Source organism: Treponema sp. UBA7567, from assembly GCF_002476655.1.
Classification (GTDB): Bacteria; Spirochaetota; Spirochaetia; order Treponematales; family Treponemataceae; genus Treponema_D.
In genome coordinates, this window is the sequence record NZ_DLLH01000049.1 from 31,236 (window position 1) to 51,098 (window position 19,863).

19 protein-coding genes and 1 tRNA gene are annotated in these 19,863 nt (G+C 37.8%); 8 read left to right on the forward strand and 12 right to left on the reverse strand.

The genetic code is table 11. The features are described 5' to 3' along the window. Nucleotide 1 precedes the first annotated feature (1 nt). The 5 genes from B3Y13_RS06200 to B3Y13_RS06220 all read right to left on the reverse strand — a co-directional run bounded on the left by B3Y13_RS06200 (nucleotide 2) and on the right by B3Y13_RS06220 (nucleotide 5,653). The gene (locus tag B3Y13_RS06200) at nucleotides 2–955 is read right to left on the reverse strand and encodes an acyltransferase family protein (protein WP_349681362.1); all 954 of its coding nucleotides are present in this window, start codon (nucleotides 953–955) and stop codon (nucleotides 2–4) included. 134 nt (nucleotides 956–1,089) lie between these two features. Beyond that, on the reverse strand, nucleotides 1,090–2,532 hold the full coding sequence (locus tag B3Y13_RS06205) for a lipopolysaccharide biosynthesis protein (protein WP_296693380.1): 1,443 nt from the start codon (nucleotides 2,530–2,532) through the stop codon (nucleotides 1,090–1,092). Nucleotides 2,533–2,830: 298 nt separating this feature from the next. After that, nucleotides 2,831–3,346 carry a transcription termination/antitermination NusG family protein gene (locus tag B3Y13_RS06210; RefSeq protein WP_296693384.1) on the reverse strand — a complete coding sequence of 172 codons (516 nt, stop codon included), beginning with the start codon at nucleotides 3,344–3,346 and terminating at the stop codon, nucleotides 2,831–2,833. A gap of 37 nt (nucleotides 3,347–3,383) precedes the next feature. Continuing rightward, nucleotides 3,384–3,941: a winged helix-turn-helix transcriptional regulator gene (locus B3Y13_RS06215; protein WP_296669128.1), complete on the reverse strand. Its 558-nt coding sequence runs from the start codon at nucleotides 3,939–3,941 to the stop codon at nucleotides 3,384–3,386. A 203-nt stretch (nucleotides 3,942–4,144) separates the two neighbouring features. Then, nucleotides 4,145–5,653: an IMP dehydrogenase gene (locus B3Y13_RS06220; protein WP_296669126.1), complete on the reverse strand. Its 1,509-nt coding sequence runs from the start codon at nucleotides 5,651–5,653 to the stop codon at nucleotides 4,145–4,147. A 123-nt stretch (nucleotides 5,654–5,776) separates the two neighbouring features. On the opposite strand from B3Y13_RS06220, the gene B3Y13_RS06225 reads away from it, so the two are divergent. Further along, nucleotides 5,777–5,849, forward strand: a tRNA-Ala gene (locus B3Y13_RS06225). Between the two features lie 120 nt (nucleotides 5,850–5,969). Here the strand turns inward: B3Y13_RS06225 and B3Y13_RS06230 are convergent. Next, on the reverse strand, nucleotides 5,970–7,010 hold the full coding sequence (locus B3Y13_RS06230; RefSeq protein ID WP_296693386.1) for a Gfo/Idh/MocA family protein: 1,041 nt from the start codon (nucleotides 7,008–7,010) through the stop codon (nucleotides 5,970–5,972). A gap of 118 nt (nucleotides 7,011–7,128) precedes the next feature. Here B3Y13_RS06230 and B3Y13_RS06235 point away from each other — a divergent pair, with 118 nt between their 5' ends. The 4 genes from B3Y13_RS06235 to B3Y13_RS06250 all read left to right on the forward strand — a co-directional run bounded on the left by B3Y13_RS06235 (nucleotide 7,129) and on the right by B3Y13_RS06250 (nucleotide 13,772). Continuing rightward, a complete protein-coding gene (locus tag B3Y13_RS06235; protein ID WP_296023816.1) occupies nucleotides 7,129–7,950 on the forward strand; it encodes an Mrp/NBP35 family ATP-binding protein in 822 nt (273 codons plus the stop codon). Between the two features lie 144 nt (nucleotides 7,951–8,094). Beyond that, nucleotides 8,095–9,090, forward strand: a complete 996-nt coding sequence (locus tag B3Y13_RS06240; RefSeq protein WP_296693389.1) for a tRNA dihydrouridine synthase — start codon at nucleotides 8,095–8,097, stop codon at nucleotides 9,088–9,090. An 87-nt stretch (nucleotides 9,091–9,177) separates the two neighbouring features. Next, nucleotides 9,178–11,481 (forward strand): EAL domain-containing protein, encoded by a 2,304-nt coding sequence (locus tag B3Y13_RS06245; protein ID WP_296693392.1) that lies wholly within the window; start codon nucleotides 9,178–9,180, stop codon nucleotides 11,479–11,481. Then, on the forward strand, nucleotides 11,478–13,772 hold the full coding sequence (locus tag B3Y13_RS06250) for a GGDEF domain-containing protein (protein WP_296693396.1): 2,295 nt from the start codon (nucleotides 11,478–11,480) through the stop codon (nucleotides 13,770–13,772). Before B3Y13_RS06245 ends, B3Y13_RS06250 begins: the two co-directional genes overlap by 4 nt. A 55-nt stretch (nucleotides 13,773–13,827) precedes the next feature. Here the strand turns inward: B3Y13_RS06250 and B3Y13_RS06255 are convergent, their stop codons facing one another. Beyond that, the gene (locus tag B3Y13_RS06255) at nucleotides 13,828–14,751 is read right to left on the reverse strand and encodes an aldose 1-epimerase family protein (protein WP_296669118.1); all 924 of its coding nucleotides are present in this window, start codon (nucleotides 14,749–14,751) and stop codon (nucleotides 13,828–13,830) included. Between the two features lie 113 nt (nucleotides 14,752–14,864). Here B3Y13_RS06255 and B3Y13_RS06260 point away from each other — a divergent pair, with 113 nt between their 5' ends. From B3Y13_RS06260 to sppA, 3 genes are read left to right on the forward strand one after another with little or no spacing between them, the layout of a single operon-like run. After that, nucleotides 14,865–15,446 (forward strand): CYTH domain-containing protein, encoded by a 582-nt coding sequence (locus B3Y13_RS06260; RefSeq protein WP_296693398.1) that lies wholly within the window; start codon nucleotides 14,865–14,867, stop codon nucleotides 15,444–15,446. Nucleotide 15,447: 1 nt separating this feature from the next. Continuing rightward, nucleotides 15,448–16,197, forward strand: a complete 750-nt coding sequence (locus B3Y13_RS06265; protein WP_296023833.1) for a DUF975 family protein — start codon at nucleotides 15,448–15,450, stop codon at nucleotides 16,195–16,197. 15 nt (nucleotides 16,198–16,212) lie between these two features. Next, on the forward strand, nucleotides 16,213–17,172 hold the full coding sequence (gene sppA, locus B3Y13_RS06270) for a signal peptide peptidase SppA (protein ID WP_296669115.1): 960 nt from the start codon (nucleotides 16,213–16,215) through the stop codon (nucleotides 17,170–17,172). On the opposite strand, the gene B3Y13_RS06275 is transcribed toward sppA, so the two are convergent. From B3Y13_RS06275 to B3Y13_RS06295, 5 genes are all read right to left on the reverse strand, one after another. Continuing rightward, nucleotides 17,173–17,778, reverse strand: coding sequence for a response regulator (locus B3Y13_RS06275; RefSeq protein WP_296669113.1), 606 nt, complete (start codon nucleotides 17,776–17,778; stop codon nucleotides 17,173–17,175). Between the two features lie 31 nt (nucleotides 17,779–17,809). Then, nucleotides 17,810–18,412 (reverse strand): regulatory protein RecX, encoded by a 603-nt coding sequence (locus B3Y13_RS06280; RefSeq protein ID WP_296669112.1) that lies wholly within the window; start codon nucleotides 18,410–18,412, stop codon nucleotides 17,810–17,812. A gap of 88 nt (nucleotides 18,413–18,500) precedes the next feature. Continuing rightward, on the reverse strand, nucleotides 18,501–18,893 hold the full coding sequence (gene rpsI / locus B3Y13_RS06285) for a 30S ribosomal protein S9 (protein ID WP_296023987.1): 393 nt from the start codon (nucleotides 18,891–18,893) through the stop codon (nucleotides 18,501–18,503). A 14-nt stretch (nucleotides 18,894–18,907) separates the two neighbouring features. Continuing rightward, entirely contained in the window at nucleotides 18,908–19,336 is a 429-nt protein-coding gene (gene rplM / locus B3Y13_RS06290) for a 50S ribosomal protein L13 (protein ID WP_296023845.1), read from the reverse strand. A 210-nt stretch (nucleotides 19,337–19,546) separates the two neighbouring features. Continuing rightward, nucleotides 19,547–19,789 (reverse strand): hypothetical protein, encoded by a 243-nt coding sequence (locus tag B3Y13_RS06295; RefSeq protein WP_078930660.1) that lies wholly within the window; start codon nucleotides 19,787–19,789, stop codon nucleotides 19,547–19,549. Nucleotides 19,790–19,863: the final 74 nt, after the last annotated feature.

Below are 19,863 nucleotides of genomic sequence, written 5' to 3' on the forward strand. Positions count from 1 at the left end.
TCTATTTACTAAAAATGCGAAAAATTCTGTCTGTAAAAAATTTTCTGACTATATCAATGCTTACGCAGGCAATATAAACAACGAACGTACAGCAGACTGCATGAAAAATAAAAACATCTTTTGAAAAGACAACAGTATTCTTGCACACATCTTGCCAAAGCCAGCGACGCATTGTATCGCTTGAGGCATGAATCATAAGAACACCAAAAGTTGACGCCGCCAGTTTGTTTATAAGTTTGTTTGAACCAATGTTTATATTCTTAAAAAACAAGAACAAAGATATTGCCGTTGCTATGGCAAGAACCTTATTCGAGTCTGCCACAAAATAGTAATATGGAAGATTTCTATTTATTTTCTCTGCCACAAAACGAATGCAAATCACGCTAAACCAAGAAAATGCTAAACTACAACCACAAAGCAAACCTGTAATGCGACGGCTACTCATCCAGTTCATCTCATAAAGCCGCAGATAACTTCCAATAAGATAAACTGTCACATACCAGCCGATATATTCAAAAGATGTATTAAACAGGAACGTTGAAAATCCAGTAAAAAATACAAGCAATACACAGATAAGTTTTTCAAGCTCCTTTTTATCCAACACAGAAAGTAGCTTGTTTATAAACGGAACAAGAATATACAATCCCACGAACGACGAGGAGAATCCCAAGCCAAAATCATAAGGAATCACAAGAATCGTTTTTGCAAATTCTTTTAAGCTAAAACTTTCATATCCGCTTACAAGGAAACTTCCGTATATTATCCAACGGTACAGAACGATTTCCAGAGCAAGAAAAACAACCTTTCTCCACTTGAACTGCTGTCGGCACATAAAATAGCCGGTAATCAGTACAAAAACATTTATCGCAGTCTTTCCACCCCAGCCAAACACCAATGCAAAATAAACGTTAAACCTATTTATCTGTAATGAATGGGGGGGGGAGAAACTATACACTGAATTACGCCACTGTTCACAATATAATGATGTGCGATAATGACAAGCATCATAAGGATTCTCAATAACTCAATATTCGAATTCCGCTGTTTTTTCAAGAGTTTTTCCATCTGTCTGTTGTTTGTTTTTAATGTTTATTTATGAAGAAATTTCTTTGCAAGAATGTTTTCGATATAATAGAAAGAATCTAATCTGAAAAGTTTTGAGCCAAGGATATAGACCGCAATTCCTACGACAATCTGAATAACAAGCTGAACACCTTTTACCACAGGAATATACGTTCCAAATGAAACTACAATTCCCATAACAACTGCCATAATTATTCCCGGAAAAATATCTTTTAGCTGCTCAATATATCCGTAGCCAAGCAATTTTTTATTTGGCCAAGTATTTATTATCTGGCTTGCAACACTTGTAAAAAGCAGGCTATAAGCCATAACTTTTACACCAAACCACATTGTTAAAAAAAGGACTGAAAGTCCAACAATTTTCTTTGCGATTTCAAGTTTAAGGAACAAATCGCTTCTTCCCATTGCTTTAATCGCATTAAGATTTGCTGTATGAATCGGATAAAACATATAAGTTATGCAGAAAATCACAAGATACGGAGCGGCAGGAAGCCATTTATCTGTAAGCAAAATAGAAATAACGTTATGTGAACAGCCTGCGAGTCCCATCATTAACGGGGCAATGCAGAACGAGCTTGTCTTTATCGCGCGACGTGTCATCTGTTTAACACGTTCTTTATTATCCTGCTCGCTCGCCATCGTTGGAAGCAGAACACTGTCAATCGCATTGTTTATATTTCCAACAACCGCTTTAGGGAACAGCTCTCCCTTTGTGTAAAAAGCTAAATCATTCGCCGAATATTTCTTGCCTATTACAAGGTTGTAAAGATTCGTATAAAATGTATCGAGCAAGGCAGAAACAAGAAGTTTCCAGCCATAACTGAACAGGCTCTTCAACCTCTTAAATGAAAATACAAGTTCAGGCCGCCACTTTACAGTTATCCACAAAATGATTGTATCCATAGAAAGATTTGTAACCTGCTGTGCAACCAGTGCCCAAACTCCAAATCCATGATATGCCATCCATATTCCGGCAACAGCGGCAATAATTGTTCCAGCCAAAGTTGAAAAAAAGAATTTTCTAAACTGCAATGTCCTCGAAACATAGGCCTGCTGAATATTTTTTACACCAGAAACAAGTATTGTAATACTCAAAACCCTTATAATCGATGCAAGCTCCGGTCTGTTATAAAACTCAGCAAGAAACGGAGAAAAGACGAACATCAAAATATACAAAGCGATACAAAAAACTACATTTGTATAAAAAACAGTAGAAAAATCAGTATTATCAGCGTCTTTTTTCTGAATCAACGCACTTCCAAGTCCGCTGTCAACAAACACGTTCAGAATATTTATAAAAACAGTTATGAGTGCAATCGTTCCATAGTCTTCCGGCGAAAGAATTCTCGCAAGAAAAATTGAAACAACTAACGCAACAAACTGCGCCCCGGTTCGTTCCAAAAAACGCCAGATTAAATTTGAAAAGATTTTTTCTTTTGAAAATGACAAGAATAGATTCTCTTAAAATGGATTTTTCTTAAACAAAAGGACAAAAAAAATCAGCCTGCCTTACATTTTTCCGCAATGCCTACACCCTCTCCCTTTCTGGCAAGCCGTGTTTTTCCAAACCGAAGCTTCCATAGCGGAACAGTTCTCTCACTCTTGTTCCCGGAGTTTGTAGACATTGCTCTTATTTATGGGCCGAACGCCCCTCGTAAACAGCCTGCAATTTGATATTGATAAGATTTTATTATGCAAAGTTTTATCTGTCAAGATGTTCAAAAATAAAACAATCCTCGCATTTCACCTACTTTTCGATCACCTGAACGCACTCGAATGCCAAATCTATTTTCTTTCCATCTGGATTTAAGGTTGTAATTATTGTAACTCGGCCTCGCTTTTTGTTCACTTTGTAAATTTTACCTTCCAGTCCCATAAGAGGTCCGGAAATTACCCGAATTTTTTTTTCTGGCATAAATTCAACTTTTGAAATACCCCAATGCTCGCCATTTCCGATAAACAGTCTTAATTCTTCCAGCTGTGTTCCTAAAATTTCTATCGGATTTATATTATCAAGGAGAATTCTTATAAAACCGTCAATTTTTTTTAATGTTTGTATAATCTGAGGTGTCAAACTTTCTGTCTGAAAGAACAAGTATCCCGGAAAAAGAGGTTTTTCATACGGTTTTCCCTGATTTGTTTTTAGAGTACGTTGAAAATAATACAGTTCCGCCGTACAAGCCTGCTCACAAAATGCTTTCTGCGCCTTCTTTTTAAATTCTTCCTCTTCGCCGGTTCTTACCATTAAGCAATAGTATTCCATAAAACTCCCTGTAAAAAAAAATCCTAAAAACTTTTCTTTAAAAAACCTTATCTTCGGACGAGTTTGTCTGTATCATTTCCAGAATATCCGTACAGCCTGCCTTTAAAAGCCTTTCTTTTGTTTCTTTATCATTCATTTCACCGGCAAGGGCATATTCGTTGTTTTTTATCTCATGCTCTTTTAATCCAGACACTTTTTCAAATTCAATTTTATTCTTTGTACAGGCGTATTCCAGAAGAAACTTTACATAGCTTTCTCCGTAAAGCACAACCTTCGTTTTTCCATGCTTTTTTGCAAGCGCAACTTCGTCTGTCATTATTTGATTATACGAATTTGCAATTTTAAAAGTTTTTTCTACAAAAATCTTTCCGCGTTCCCGAAGTTCTCTCATTCCTTCGCTTGTCAAAGCATAAGCGAATTTTCTTTTATTCACGTTTGTAAGCATTATCCAGCCACGTTCGGCAAACCGCCCCAAAATCGCATTCATCATTCCCAACGATACATTTGTTTTTTTTGCCAAAACCCGCTGACTTGCGTTCGGATCTTCTTTGAGCGTATTAGAAATAAGCTGTAATGTAGCAAGGTCTTGTTCCATAATTTTTCTCCGCGAGCAAAATTTCAAAATCCATTTTATTAAAAAACACAGAATTGTTGAATACAAAATTTTTCGCGAATATTCGTAAATATCAGCAGACTTTTTGAATAAAATTTAAAATTACAAAAAAAAGCCCGAATTCGACAGTTTTTATATGACGAACCGGGCTTTTGACTAGCATATATTCAACTAAAAAGAAAAATTTAGTTTTGAACGCTTGTTGTATTTCTTACAGTCACATCGTGAGCTGAACCTTCCTGAATTGTAACTGGCGAAACAAGTGTAATTTTTGCTTTTTCCTGCAATTCTGGAATAGAAAGCGCTCCACAGTTGCACATTGTGTGCACAACCTTGCTCAGAGTCATTCCAACTCCGTCGTGCAAATGTCCAGCATAAGGAACGTAAGAATCCACGCCTTCTTCAAACGCCATGCCTTTTTTGCCGCCAAGGTCGTATCTCTGCCAGTTGCGCGCGCGGTTTGACCCCTCGCCCCAATATTCTTTTACATAGTTTCCGTTGATTACGAGTTTGTTTGAAGGAGATTCATCAAAACGTGCAAAATAGCGTCCGAGCATTACAAAATCTGCGCCCATTGCAAGAGCCAAAGTTACATGATAATCGTGAACAATTCCGCCGTCAGAACAAACAGGAACGTAAATTCCAGTCTTCTTAAAATACTCATCGCGCGCTTTTGCCACTTCGATTGTTGCAGTCGCCTGTCCGCGGCCAATTCCTTTCTGTTCGCGTGTAATACAGATTGATCCGCCGCCAATACCGATTTTTACAAAATCCGCTCCAGCATCTGCCAAAAAGTTAAAGCCTTCCGCATCAACAACGTTTCCAGCGCCAACTTTAATTCCAGGAAAAGCCGCATGCAAATCCTTGAGAGCGCGGGCCTGCCACTCAGAAAAACCTTCCGAAGAATCAAGAACAAAAACGTCTGCCCCTGCCTTGAGAAGTTCTGGAACGCGTTCCATGTAGTCGCGTGTATTAATTCCCGCGCCAACAATGTAACGCTGTTTAGAATCAAGAAGCTCGTTCGGATGTTCTGCGTGAGTTGAATAATCCTTGCGGAAAACAAGGCTCACAAGATTTCCATTTTTATCAACAATCGGGAGCTGGTTTACTTTTTTCTCCCAAATAATATTGTTTGCTTCTGAAAGATCAATTCCCTCTTTGCCAGTCGCCAAATCTTCAAGACCTGTCATGTAGTCTTTTACCTTTGAACCTGCCGGACAATGGCCAATTCTAAAATCTTTTGAAGTAATAATTCCAAGAAGTTTTCCGTTCGGGCTTCCGTCTTCTGTAACAGCGACAGTTGAATGGCCTGTTCTTGCGCTCAATTCTACAACTTCTTCCAAAGTCTGCTCCGGACGAATATTTGAGTCAGAAGTTACAAAACCTGCCTTGTAAGCCTTTACGCGTGCGACCATAGCAGCCTGATTTTCGATTGTCTGGCTTCCAAAAATAAAACTGATTCCGCCCTCTTTCGCAAGCGCAATTGCAAGCTTGTCGTCAGAAACAGCCTGCATTACGGCAGAAACCATTGGAATATTCATTGTAAGCGGACAAGTCTCGCCAGCTTTTTTGTTGAATTTTACAACCGGAGTCTTTAATGAAACTCTGTCTGGAGTACATTCCGCAGAAGAATAGCCAGGAACCAAAAGATATTCGCCAAAAGTGTGCGAAGGTTCTTCAAAATAATAAGCCATTTTAAATCCCCTAAAAAAATCAATTAAATTTTTGTGTAATTTATCTATTATACAAATTCAGAAAAGCAATTTCAATACTGATTGTATTGAATAATTTAGGAAAATGTGCTACTCTTTACTCATGGGGATATAGCTCAGTTGGTAGAGCATCTGGTTCGCAATCAGAGGGTCACCGGTTCGAATCCGGCTATCTCCACTTTTTTTTGGGCACATTTTTGCAAGAATCTTGCAAAAACCAAGCTTTCCGTGGCTACGGCGTCTAACGCGCCTCCGGTGCTTCGCACCCGCCTTGCGGCCACTCCAATCTTTTGTGCGTTTACAGTTTTTCCTTAATTTCTTCCAGAACTTTCAAATCAGCAGTCGCCTCTTTCAACGGACTTAAAAGCGGCATTTTTCCGTCCAAAAAATCAACTGCGTTTTCCACCATTCCAGAAAAATACTGAGTTTTTTTAGGCAGCCTTGCTTTCTGTTTTTCAAGCGAATAAAATCCTGTATAAAGCTTGCTCTGTTTTCTCAAATAAAAATCGGCAATTCCGTTTCCAATGCAGATTTTCCCTTCTGTTCCCAAAATTTCAATTCTAAATTCAAAAAATTTTGAACGTCCGCTCATTTTTATGCAAATTTCAGGAATTTCTCCAAATTTTTCGCTTTTGCAAAAACTGTAATGCGCGCAAAAATTCCGCACAATTTTTTTCTCGTCCTTAAAAACGCCTGTAATCACGGGTTTTTCAAGTTCAGTTCCGCACAAAAACCGCACAATATCAACAAGATGAGTTCCATCGTGCAAGAGGCTGTAAGTTCCGTCTTTTTCAAATTCTTTTGCGTAAATGCGCAGTCCAGAATCCAGTTCGGCTTCAACCCTTTGAATTTTCCCGATTTTTTCCATCCATTGCATTGCAAGCGCATAATTTTTGTCAAAACGGCGCTCGTGGTTCACCATAACAGGAACTTTGTTTTTTTCCGCACAGTCCGCAATTTTTTGCGCCTCAAAAGAATTCAAGGCAACAGGTTTTTCAAGAATCACAAGTTTCGGCCGTGCCTCAATCGCGCGGATACATTCTTCCAAATGCGCGCTTTCATTTACGGCAACCACCGCAATATCAATTTTTTTTATACTTTTGTAAAGCTCGCCGCCCGATTCAAAAACAAGCCCTTCAGAGCCATGGCTTTTTACGTATTTTTGCCAAATTTTTAACCGCTCCAAGTCAGTGTCGCAGCCAGCACAAAGTTCAATTTTTTTATTTTTTAAAAGCGCCATAGTGTGGCTTGCCGGCTGTTCACGTTTTTTATCAAATCCGAGCAAAAATCCAATCCGGCCTGTTCCAATCAAAACGGTTTTATATTTTTTATTTTCCATAACTTAATAATTATCGGAACAAAAAATCAGGAAGAAAACGCTATAGCAAACAAAAAAATATTCTATTACAATGGTCAGACATATTTTTTAGAATGATTACAAACAAAGAGGCAAATACATGTCAGAAGAAGGCTGCTCTCACAATTGTTCAACCTGCAGTTCAAACTGCAAATCAAAAGATTTAAAATTTCATCTGCATCCAAAAAGCACAGTCAAACACGTAATCGGTGTAGTTTCTGGCAAAGGCGGAGTTGGAAAATCCCTCGTAACCTCGCTTTTGGCGTCAAAAACCGCAAAAAAAGGACTTAGAGCCGCAATCTTAGACGCAGACATCACAGGCCCTTCAATTCCGACTAGTTTTGGGTCGAACGGCGAGAGAGTCTACTGCGACGAAACCGGCCTTATCGCTCCGGAAACGACAGAATCCGGAATCCAGCTTATGAGCATGAATTTCCTGCTCAAAAACGAAAACGATCCTGTCTTGTGGCGCGGCTCAATGATAAACGGCTTTGTAAAAAAGTTCTGGGAAGAAGTTTTCTGGGACAACGTTGACTATATGTTTGTCGATATGCCTCCAGGAACAGGCGATGTTCCTCTTACGGTTTTTCAGAGCATTCCTCTCGACGGAATCATAATCGTTTCAAGTCCGCAGCAGCTTGTCCGTGTAATCGTCGAAAAAGCCGTAAAAATGGCGCAGACAATGAAAATTCCTGTTTATGGACTAATCGAAAACATGAGTTATGTCCAGTGTCCGGACTGCGGCAAAAAGATAAAAGTTTTTGGAGACAGCCACGTCGAGCAGATTTCCCAGGAATTCCACATTCCGCTCCTTGCAAAAATCCCGATTGACCCAAAAATAAGCCAGGCAGTCGACAGCGGAAAAATAGAAACTCTCGAAGCAGAATTTCTGGACGCCGCCCTTGCGATAATCCAAAGTTAAAGGGGCACCACCCGCATCCGCGGGCCGCTATGTCCACCCTTCCGCTTCCGCTCCATTGCAGCGGCAATTTCATTACCGCCGCAACTTCGGGGTTCCCAGCGCTGGTGCGTTCAGTTTTTTCAAAAAAAAGGACATTTTACTTTTATGGACAAAAAATTTTTACTTGCTCCAATGGCAACTCTCAGCCACGAAGCATTCCGACGCAGCGTACAAAAATTCGGTGGCTGCGATGAATATTTCAACGAGATGATAAACGCTCCGTCGCTTCTGCACAAAGGCCGGTTTGAAAAATTCTACACGATTACCGGCGACACTCCAGAGTCCCAAAAACTTGTCTGGCAAATTACAGGAACTACCGCAGAGCCAATGGCTCAGGCAGCGCAAATTCTTTCTGAGCTTCCAGGCATTGGAATCGACATAAACATGGGCTGTTCCGCTCCGCAAATCGCAAACACTGGAGCAGGAATTTCTTGGATGCTAAAACCAATAGCAGAAACTCAAAACATGGTCAGAAAAGTAAAGTCCGCACTCGAAAACTGTGCAAAAGACGGAAAACCCACATCGCGGCTTTCAGTCAAGCTTAGGCTCGGAGCAGACAACTTTACCGAAAGCGGATTTTTTAATTTTACGGATATGCTGGTTTCTGAAGGAGTTCAGCAGCTAACCTTGCACCCGCGCACCCAAAAAGAAAAATTTGCGCGTGCTCTTCCACGCTACGAATACGCAGAAAAACTTTCTCTGCGCTATCCTCAAATTCCAATAATCGTAAACGGCGAAATAAAAGACAAAAAAAGCCTTGATTACGCCATAAAATGCGCTCCTCACGTAAACGGAGTCATGATTGGCAGGGCGGCAGCTTCACAGCCATGGATTTTTGCAAAATTAAAAGGCATTCTGCCAGAAGAAAAGCTCGATATGCTCAATTTTGCGCTTGATTTTATTTCCGACATCGAAAAGTTTCAGCCGCCAGAATTTTTTCAAACACGTCTCCAAAGATTTTTTTCATATTATTGTCAAAATTTTAGTTTTGCCGGTTATTTTAAAACACAAATGCTAAATGCAAAAAACAACGAAGACGCGCGGGAAAGACTTTTTCAATATTTTGAAAAATGCCCGGAAGACAGATTTAAAAAAATCTAAAATAAAAGTTCGCAATTTTATTTTTTTGGTATATAATAAAAATCTGTTAGAACGTCAAATTTAAAAAAGTTAAATCGAGGATTTTATTTGAAAACTGTTTACATGACTCTTTCGAGCATTTTTATAGTGCTTATTGGAGTTTATTGCGTTTACTTAAAGCAAAACAAAAGTCCGCTGTCAAAAAGTCTTTTCAATCTTCACTGCGGGGTTATTGCGTCCACAGTTTTTTACAATATTTCTCTCCTTACAACTACACTTTGGTTCGCCTATTTTATAATCAGTCTTTACCATATAAGCATTCATTTTCTGATAGTTCTTCTGGCTGATTTTATATTTATCTTTACAGAAATGCCGTCATCTCCAAAACACAAAAAATTTATCACGGTTTTCAAGAAAATTTGGCTTTATGTTTTTTTAGTTGACGCTTTTATTTTAATCATCAATCCGTTTTTTCATCATGAATTTGAACTTTCAGACCTTTATATAAATCACAACATTTTTTTGTGCTGGACCGCAAAATATTTTTTTGTGTTCTATATTCACCTTTGCCTCTGCATTTTGCTTTCGGCAGTAATTTTTGCAATTCTTCTAAAAAAAATAATTCAAACCAACAGATTTTATAAATCAAAATACATTTTGGTTTTTGCAGTTTTCCTTATTACATTTGTCGTAAACATCATTTTTCTAAAATCCAAAAGTTATCTTGATTTTTCAGTTCTTTTTTATTCAATTTTTTCGATTATCTGCTCATATTTTACACTTTTTTCTATTCCGCGAAACATTCAGAACGAAATGCTCAAGCAGCTGTCCGACAACATCAACATTGGAATTTTTTGCTTTAACCTTGAACGGAAATGCATTTATTCAAATAATACAGCGAAAAAATTCTTTTTGGCAAAAAATGAAATTCTAAATGAACTAAAATCTCTCCTCGCTCTCCGCAAAGATTTTGTAAAACGCAATATAGAAATAAAGCAGAACAATAAAACTCTTACACTGTCAGAAGAGTTCAGCTATCTTCTCGACAGCCAGAAAAAAGCTTATGGCTATATTTTAAAATTGAGCGACATTACGGAAGAACTAAACAAGGCGGCTAAAGAACTTTTCGATTCGACACACGATGCTTTGACAGGGCTTTTAACAAGAGAAGCGTTTTATGCAGAAACAGAAAAAATCTTAAAAAGCAATCCAGATTCTCCTTATTATATGATTTGTACGAATATTAAAAACTTTAAACTTGTAAACGACCTTTTTGGTTCAGAAAAAGGAGATGAGTTTTTAAGAAAATTTGCCCAAGCTCTTCAAAAAAGCCAGTATAAAGCTGTTTTGACAGGAAGAATTACAGGCGACCGTTTTGCAATTCTTATGAACAAAACTGAAGTTGACGAACTAAACGCCTTGCAAAAAATCAAGGAACTTGAAAAACTTACTGATTCTTTAAACTACAAACTTCATATTTTTGTAGGGATTTACAAAATCACTGATAATAACGAAAAAGTCAGCTCAATGTTTGACAAAGCAGTTTTGGCAATAAAAAATATTTCCGAAAACTATTCGGCAAACGTTGCCTACTACGACAACGACCTGCTTTCAAATTTGAAAAAAAATCGTGACGTAATAAACGCATTTAACAACGCCCTGGCAAACAAACACTTAAAAATGTATCTTCAGCCACAGGTTAGATGCTCAGACGAAAAAGTTGTTGGAGCAGAGGCTCTTGTTCGCTGGGAAACAGAAAACGGCGCAATTCATTCTCCAAATTCGTTTATAAAAATTCTTGAAGACAACGGGCTAATTCACAATCTCGACAAGTTTATTTGGGAACAAGCTGTTCAGCTTCTTCAAAAATGGCAATTTTTAGGAATCGACTATCATATTTCGGTAAATGTAAGCGCAAAGGATTTTTATCTTATAGATTTATACAAAACTTTTACTTCTCTTGTAATAAAATACGGAATTCCGCCTCAGAAACTCAAGCTTGAAATTACAGAAACTGCATTGGTTCACGATTTAAAGCTTCATAAACAAATTATTACAGAACTGCAAAAATTCGGCTTTATAATCGAAATGGACGATTTTGGCACTGGCTATTCTTCTCTGACAATTCTAAAAAACATCAGCATAAATATTCTAAAAATCGATATGATGTTCCTGTCAAAAACAAAACATGAAGAACGGAGCAAAAAAATTCTCGAAGCCGTTATAAAAATGGCTCAAAAGCTCGGAATTAAAATTATTGTCGAAGGAGTTGAAGATAAAGAACAAGCCGAATTTTTAAAAAATCTCAATTGCGATTTTTTTCAGGGCTATCTTTACTCAAAACCGATTTCTGTTGCAGATTTTGAAAGCAATTATATTTCAAAAACAAATACGCTCGGAGGCACAAAATGAATTTATACATATTCTTTAAAATCTTCAGTGCCTTTTCATTTCTTTCGGCAATTTTTCTGCTTCGCTTTGTCCGTGCAATTTCAAAAGCGCAGACTGACGCAAAAGAACCGACAATTTTTGTAATATGCGCAATTTCTGCAATGCTGTTCACCTATTCGCTGTTTTTGATGTCGGAATTCCACACAAAAGCTCTCATTTTATTCTGTGCTTTTAAAGTATGCTCAATTTGGACATACTATCTGACATTTTCTTTTAATCATGCATTTACAAACACGACAAAAAAAATCGGCTTTCTAAAAGAACTGTACTTTATTTTGTGCTTTATCGACAGCGTTCTGCTTCTTGCAAATGCCAGAGTCCAGATTATTTTTGACCTTATTCCAGCACGCACGAAGGCAGGATTTTTTTATTGGGGAATTGAATTCACTTCAAAATTTGGATTTCATAAACTACTCTGCGCAATTTTAAGTTTTTCTTCGGTTGCCCTTTTAATTTCAAGCATTGTAAAAGCGCCTTCGTATAACAAAGTAAAATACATTGCAATTTTAACAAGCGAAAGCTTAGTTTTAATTGCAAATTATATTTTTAATTCGCTGAATTTGCCGCTAAACTTTTCTCTTTTAATGCTCGTTGCAAGTTCAATTTTTATAGCAAGTTACGTGAACAAGGATTTTTCTTCTCCTGTTTTAATCGGGCCTCTAAGCGCCATAACAGAATCCATAAAAGACATTATTTTTTGCTACGACTCTTCGGAAAATTTAATCTATGCAAATTCTGCCGCAAAAAACGTCTTAAAAAAATCCAATGACAACCTTGAAAATTTTGCAAAGGAATTCCGGCAGAACTTTTTAAAAACCCGCCCTTCAGAACTTTCCCTAAAACTCGACAACGGGGAAGAACGGTATTACGTTACCGAATACAAGGATTTTTTCATTTCAAATTCAAACATCGGCTCATACCTAAGGCTTCAGGACAAAACAAAAGAAACGCTGGAATCCAGACGCAAAAATTACATTGCAAATCACGACCTGCTCACAGGACTTTTAAATCGTTCCGGCTTTTTCAAAAAAATGCAGGAAGCCTTGAACCAAAACACTTACAAAAACCCGATTTTACTCTGTACAAACATAAAAGATTTTAAACTTATAAACACAATTTACAGCGAAAAAGTCGGCGATTCTGTTTTGCAAAATCAAACCGAAGTTATAAAAAGGCTCTGTTACAAGAAAAGCATAATTGGACGCATCGCAGACGATAAATTTGCAATTTTTATGGAAAAACAGAATTTTGACAAAGATATTTTCGAGGAAGCATTTAACGAAGTTAGTTGCATAATCGAAAAAACTCTTTACAACATTCAAATTGTGGCAGGAATTTACGAAATTTACGATAAAAAAGAAACCGTTCAGTCCATTTACGACAAAGCAAAAATTTCAGTTGATACAATCAAAGATTCTGACAACCAAATTTTTTCATTTTATAATTCATCGATGATGGAAAAAATGCTCATGGAAAAAGACATTGTAAACGATTTTGAAAAATCACTGAACGAAAAACAGTTTTCGATTCAGCTTCAGCCGATTATGGACAAAGACGGAAATGTGCTCGGAGCTGAATCTGTCGTACGCTGGAACCACCCTAAATATGAAAATTTAACGCCAAGCTCTTTTTTGGATGTTCTTGAACGAACAAGTTTAATCTACAAACTCGATGTCTACGTCTGGGAACTTGCAGCAAAAAAATTGCACGAATGGAAAAAAAGAGGATTTTCTGACCTTTTTATTTCTGTAAACGCTTCGAGCAAAGACAAATTTTTTATAGACATAACAAAAACCTTTTCCGGCCTCATAAAAAAATACGACATTTCGCCTCAAAATTTCAAAGCCGAAATTAAGGAAACAGCAATGGTTGAAAATCCTGAAAAAACAATCGAAATTTTTTCTGAGTTAAAAAAACTCGGCATAAAAGTCTACATCGACAATTTTGGAACAGGCTTTTCTTCGCTCAACGTACTAAAAGACTTTATTGCCGATGGAATAAAAATGGACACTTCGTTTCTGACAGAATCAAAAGTTTCTGGAAAAAATAAAATAATTCTACAGACGATGATTTCTATGTCAAACACATTAGGAATGGAATTTATTGCAAAAGGTGTAGAATCAGAAAACCAGATGCTCGCCCTCTCAAAAATGGACTGCAAGCTTTTTCAAGGTTTTTACTTTTCTACACCGCTTCCAGTCAAAACATACGAAGCAAAATATCTGCAGAATTCCTCTCAGGCAAAAAAATAACGGAAACCAGGAGATTTTCCCAAATTTCCGTTATATATGAAGTCAAACGCTGTGATTATTTTTCAATCGTAATCGACTGGTCAGCGGTAAAACTTTTTCCAGGCTCAAGAGAAATCAAGCCTGCCTTTTCTTCCCACTCATGTCCGGTATTTTCAGCATCGGCAGTTCCGTACCAAGGTTCAATGCAGTTAAAACCGTTACCAGCAGCGCCTTCTTCGCCTTTTCCGCCCTGCCAAACCATAACGTACGGATAACCTTTGCAATTAACTTTTACAAGGCTTCCGTCTTTTTTGTTGCGAAGGCCAACCCAGTCAGAAGTAATTTTTGTAAAGAAATGTCCATTTCCAAAACCTTTTGCGTCAATCGGAATTATTCCATTTTCTTTTTCGCCGTAAAGTTTTGTGCAAGGAGAAGTTCCTTCTTCGTCAACAGCAAGCTGGGCTGCGTCGTTGAGCAAAACAGTCGTCAAAGGTTCTTTCTTTTCAAATTCATACTGATAATCAGAATTTACAGTGCCGGCTGGATCTGTGTTGCGCGGACAGCAGAAAGCGGTGTGGCTTCCGATAGAAAACAGCATTGCAGAAGAATCAGTATTCGTTACTGTCGTTGTAAAAATAAGTCCGTCGTCCTTAAGCTCATAATGAGTTTTAAGGCTAAATTTCCACGGAAATTTGTCAGCAGTTTCCGCACTGTCTGTCAATTCAAAAGTTGCAGCCGTTTCTGACTGCTCAATTATCTTATGTTCCAGATCGCGGCTCATTCCGTTGTTTACAAGATGATATTCCTTGCCGTTGTATGTATAAAAGCCGTCTTTTATGCGTCCAACTTGCGGAAACAAAACCGGCGCATGGAATTTCCAAACAGATTCCGGTCCTTCAAAAACATACTTTGTGCCGTCAGCTCCGCGGAAAGAATTGATTTCTGCTCCGTGAGTATTGAGCACGACTTCGTAATTAGAATTTTTTAAAGTTATTGTCATAATTACACAATTTTACAGTCTTTTTATTTTTATGGCAAATTTAAATGAGACGTAGTTTTCTTAAGAATAAACATTTTATTCTCTTTTGCAAAAAAATGTGCTATATTACTAGAATGTACGAAATTGAACTAAAAGCCCACGTCTTAGACCGAAAATCTGTAATTCAAAATCTCGAAAAATTTGCATCTTTTTCTGGAGCGGTCGAAAAAGACGACACTTACTATTCAAATACAATAAACGGAAAATCAATCAAGGTGCGCATTAGAAAAGAAACTCCGTTTTCCACACAGGAAGTTCCAAACGCGCCGCAGACAACTTCTCAAAAATCGGTAATTTTTACTTATAAACGCAAAGAAATTCTCAAAAAAGAAGGAGCCTCCATCGAAGTAAACGACGAAAAAGAACTTTTTCTCTCAGATGCAGATGCAATCGAAGCCTTTCTTTTTGACACAGGATTTAAAACAACCCTAAAAAAGCAAAAAAACGTGCTCAGCTGGCACTACGACGGCGCAAATCTTGAACTTTGCCATGTTGCAAAACTCGGCGATTTTTTGGAAATTGAAATTCTTTCTGAGAACAACAGCGAAAAAACAGTATCTCAATCACGTGAAAAGCTTTTAAAAATGCTTTCAAAATGCGGCATTTCGGAAGACAAAATCGAAAACCGTTACTATTCGCAAATGCTTGGAGAATAATATGTTTAACAGAAAACTTTATAAACAGACTGCAAAAAAACAGCTTGCCGGCAGAAGGACTGTCCCAGTTCTTGCAACATTGATTACCACATTCATACTGCTGTTTTTGGGCACAAGCTCCGAAATTCATACTTCACAAACAGCAGACAATTCAGCCTACGCACAAACTGCTTCCTGGATTTACGAAACGGAAGACGATTTTGCGGACGATTATGCTTTTAGCGTTTCTACAATTTCTGACTCTGGCATAAGCCTGCTTTTTTCGATTTTGACAATTTCTATCACAGGAATTTTAATTCTTGCGCAGTGCCATCTTTACAATGAATATTTTAAAACTTTGGAAAAAATCTCGTTCTCCGAATATTTGCGTGGTTTTACGCACTGGTTTAAAGGCGCGCTTGCAGGTCTTTGGTTTATGCTTTGGGTCGTGCTTTGGAGTTTTCTGTTTTTTATTCCTGGAATCGTAAAGGCTTTTTCTTACTCGCAGATGTTTTTTGTACTTGCCGAAAATCCAAAAATTGGAGTTGCAAAAGCAATGCAAATAAGCAAAACGCTTACAAAAGGTTTTAAGGCAGACATTTTTGTCATGTGCATAAGTTTTTTTGGGTGGCACTTTCTTTCTGCCCTTACATTTGGAATTTTGCAGCTGTGGATTCAGCCTTATGAATATATGTCTTTTACAAATGCATACAAAAGTTTAAAAATGCACGCGCTTCGCACAGGAATTCTTACAGAAAGTGACTTTATTTAAGCTGGAGCATACAAAATGAACAAAAAAAACACAAAATACGGACTTGCCGTTTTGCTGACAATTACATTGATTTCAATCTTGATGGGAGTTTTTAAGGTTTCCTCAACGGATCTTTTTTCTATTTCAAAAAAATCAAAAGAACCTGAACAGCAGACGCAAAACAGTTTTTCTTACAACAAAGATTCGAATTATTACATTGCAGTCGTTAATATTTCGGGTGTAATTCAGGAAAAAGGAAGCGAGTACAGCCAAAAATGGCTTTTGAATACGATTCGCTCACTCAAAAATGACAAAAAAAATGCAGGAATTCTCCTATACGTAAATTCTCCAGGCGGAACAGTTTACCATGCCGACGAAGCATATCTTGAACTTTTAAAATACAAGGAAACCGGGAAAAAAATCTATGCGTATTTTGCAGAAATGGCAACTTCCGGAGGCTATTACATTGGCTGCGCTGCAGATAAAATTTATGCAAACCGCAACACGATTACAGGTTCAATCGGAGTAATAAGCGCAAGTTCAATCGATGCAACGGACTTTCTCGAGAAAATAGGCATAAAGTCGATTACGATTCATACCGGCAAGAACAAAAATATGCTTAACTACAACGAAAAGCCGACCGAAGAACAGATTCAGATTATGCAGAGCCTTTCCGACGAGGCATACGAGCAGTTTACACAGATTGTAAGCGAAAGCCGCAATATGAATATAAAAGATGTCCAGAAAATAGCGGACGGACGCATTTATTCGGCAAAACAGGCAAAAGAAAACGGTCTTATTGACGAAATTTTTACTTTTGATGAAGCAAAAAAATCCATAAAAACAGATTTTGAGTCAGACAATATTTCGTTCAAGAATTTTAGATACGAAAAAAGCGAAAGCCTGCGTTCTATTCTTTTGGAAGGTTTTTCTTCAATAAAAAATCCGGCTTCCGCCTTTGGACAGACCCCGCTTCTTTCATACGGAAAATTCTAACTAAGAATTTTCATCAAGAATCTGGGCAAGCTCAATCAAGTTTAGAGGTTTTTTGAAAAAATAATTTACGCCGAGTTCTTTTACACGTTTTTCGGACTCGGCATCTTCAAGAGCCGTCACAACAAAAATCATCGGCTTTCCGAAATTTTCATTTTCACGAATTTTTTTACAAAGGCTAAATCCGTCAACGCCCGGCAAATCAAGATCGAGAATTAAAATTTTCGGATGTTTTTCTGTCATTAAAACTCCGGCTTCAAAACCGTCAAAAGCCTGAAAAATTTCAACTCCAAAAGATTCATATTTTTTCTGCAAGAATTTTGCAATTACGCAGTTTAAGCCCTTATCATCATCAACAATAAGAATATCGCCGTGTTCATAAAAGTTTCCTGCACATTTTTTAGCAAGATGCTCAGGAATTCTCATTTCGCGACTTTTCATAAAAGAAGCCAAATCATCGGGATAAACGCGGTATTGTCCGCCTGGCGTGGTAAAAGCCTTTAAATGACCGCCTTTTATCCAGTTTATCGCAGTCTGATTTACAACACCGCAGATATTTGCAACTTCAAGTGCCGAAAAAACTTCCGGTTTGTCAGTTTTTTTTAACATCTCAAGCCTCTTTTCCTTTTTACAAAATAAGTTATTCTTCGTCTGCAACAGAAAGTATCAGTTTATAGGAAAAACCAGAATCCATTAAGTATTTTATGAGTTTTTCATCTTTTTTTCCATTTTTTAACGCTTTTTTATACGCTCTGCGGCAAAGTTGAATTTCATCATTCACCTTAAAAAAATCATCAACGGCTTTTTTTGCATCGCCTGTTTTTATTCCACGCGAAATAAGCTCACTCAAAAGCCTTATCCGTCCCTGAGGTTTTGCAACAGCATGATTTCTAAGCCAGATTTCAGAAAAACGAAGATCGTTGAGAAGATTTTTTTCCTCAAGATAATCCAAGGCCTGTTTTATTGACTGCTTTGAATGTGATTTTTGAAAAAGTTTTTTTTCAAGTCCAGCCCTGCACTGCTCACAGCGGGCAAGATACTCTTCCGCCTTGCATTCCGCAACAAAAGCTAAAGCGGCGTCTACAATTTCCATTTCCCTGTCTTCAAAAAATTCTGCGCCAACAAAAAATTCTTCTGGTTTGACAGAATAGAGAAAAGCAAACCTTACAAAAAAAACAGACCCGCCGTCCGTTGCAATTTCTACAATGTCCGATGAAGTCTGTTTTATAGCACTTATGCGCATTTGTGTTCCGAAAGCTTTTTCGCTTCCGGCTGTTCCACAAAAAGAAAAACCAAAAGCGAAATTTTGTACATATTGTACAGAATAAAAACTAACGTTTTGAGAACTGGAAGCGACGGCGAGCACCGCGCTGACCATACTTTTTGCGTTCAACCATGCGGCTGTCGCGAGTAAGGAATCCGTTAGCTTTAAGCGATGTGCGGGCATCAGGATCAACCTGAAGCAAGGCGCGTGAAAGTCCGTGAAGACAAGCATCTGCCTGGCCGTTCAATCCGCCGCCAACAACGTTAATCAAAACGTCAAATTTATTTTCGTTGCTTGTAACAAGAAGCGGCTGATGTACTCTGCGTACCTGTTCTTCTGAATCAAAGTATTCAGCAACATCTTTTCCGTTTACAACGATTTTTCCACTACCGTCACGGAGAAATACACGTGCAGTAGCTGTCTTTCTTCTACCTGTTCCAATTGCAATATTCTTAACCATCATAGACTCCTGACTTAAACTTCAAGCGGTTTTGGATTCTGAGCCTTATGTGGGTAGTCAGAACCTGCATAAATCTTTACACTGTCCATCATTTTGCGTCCAAGACGTCCATTTGGAAGCATGCCTGCAATTGTGCGTGAAAGAGGTTCGGTTGGGTTTCTTTCGATAAGCTTTTCGAACGAATACTCACGAAGACCGCCAACATAGCCTGTGTAATGGCGATAAAGCATGTCAGATGCTTTGTTTCCAGAAACAACAACTTTGTCAGCGTTGATAACAACAACAAAGTCACCCATTGCCTGGTTTGGAGTGTAAGAAGCCTTGTTCTTACCACGAACAACTGCTGCAACTTTTGCTGCAACGCGTCCGAGCGGTTTGCCGGCAGCATCGATGATGTACCAGTCGCGTTTCTGCTCGTAATCTTTTACGAATAAAGTTTTCATTTGTATATACCTTGTACTAAAAAGTCTCTTGTGTTCATTTTGATTGCATCTTCAAAAATCACACTCCGCAGATATTGAAGCTTTTATCTGCGCATATACGGGGATATAAATATTAAAATTTTTATTGATTTTGGTCAATAAAAACGAGAACGAAAACTCTCTAAAAAGCCATTAAAACAACAATTTTTAAGAAAATCGTCTTTTATAAAGCTAATCGTTTTCTTCAGATTTTTTTGCTTCTTCAAAGGCTTCTTTTTCTTCTCTGCGGGCTTCTTTTTTGTCCTGAATGTCGGCAAAACCTATAAAAAAGGCGGCAACACCGGCAAGAACAGCAACCAAAGGGCCAACGCCTTTTAGCGCGGAAATTATAAAATCTCCCCAGCCTAAACCTTGCGGCAAGGCAGCACATACAAAAAACGAAATAAGCAAAAGTCCAAAAATAATCGCAGTCATTTTTAGAGATTTCCTCCAGCTCAAACTTTTCAAAAAATTCTAGCATACAAAACATATTTTATCAAACAGTAAAA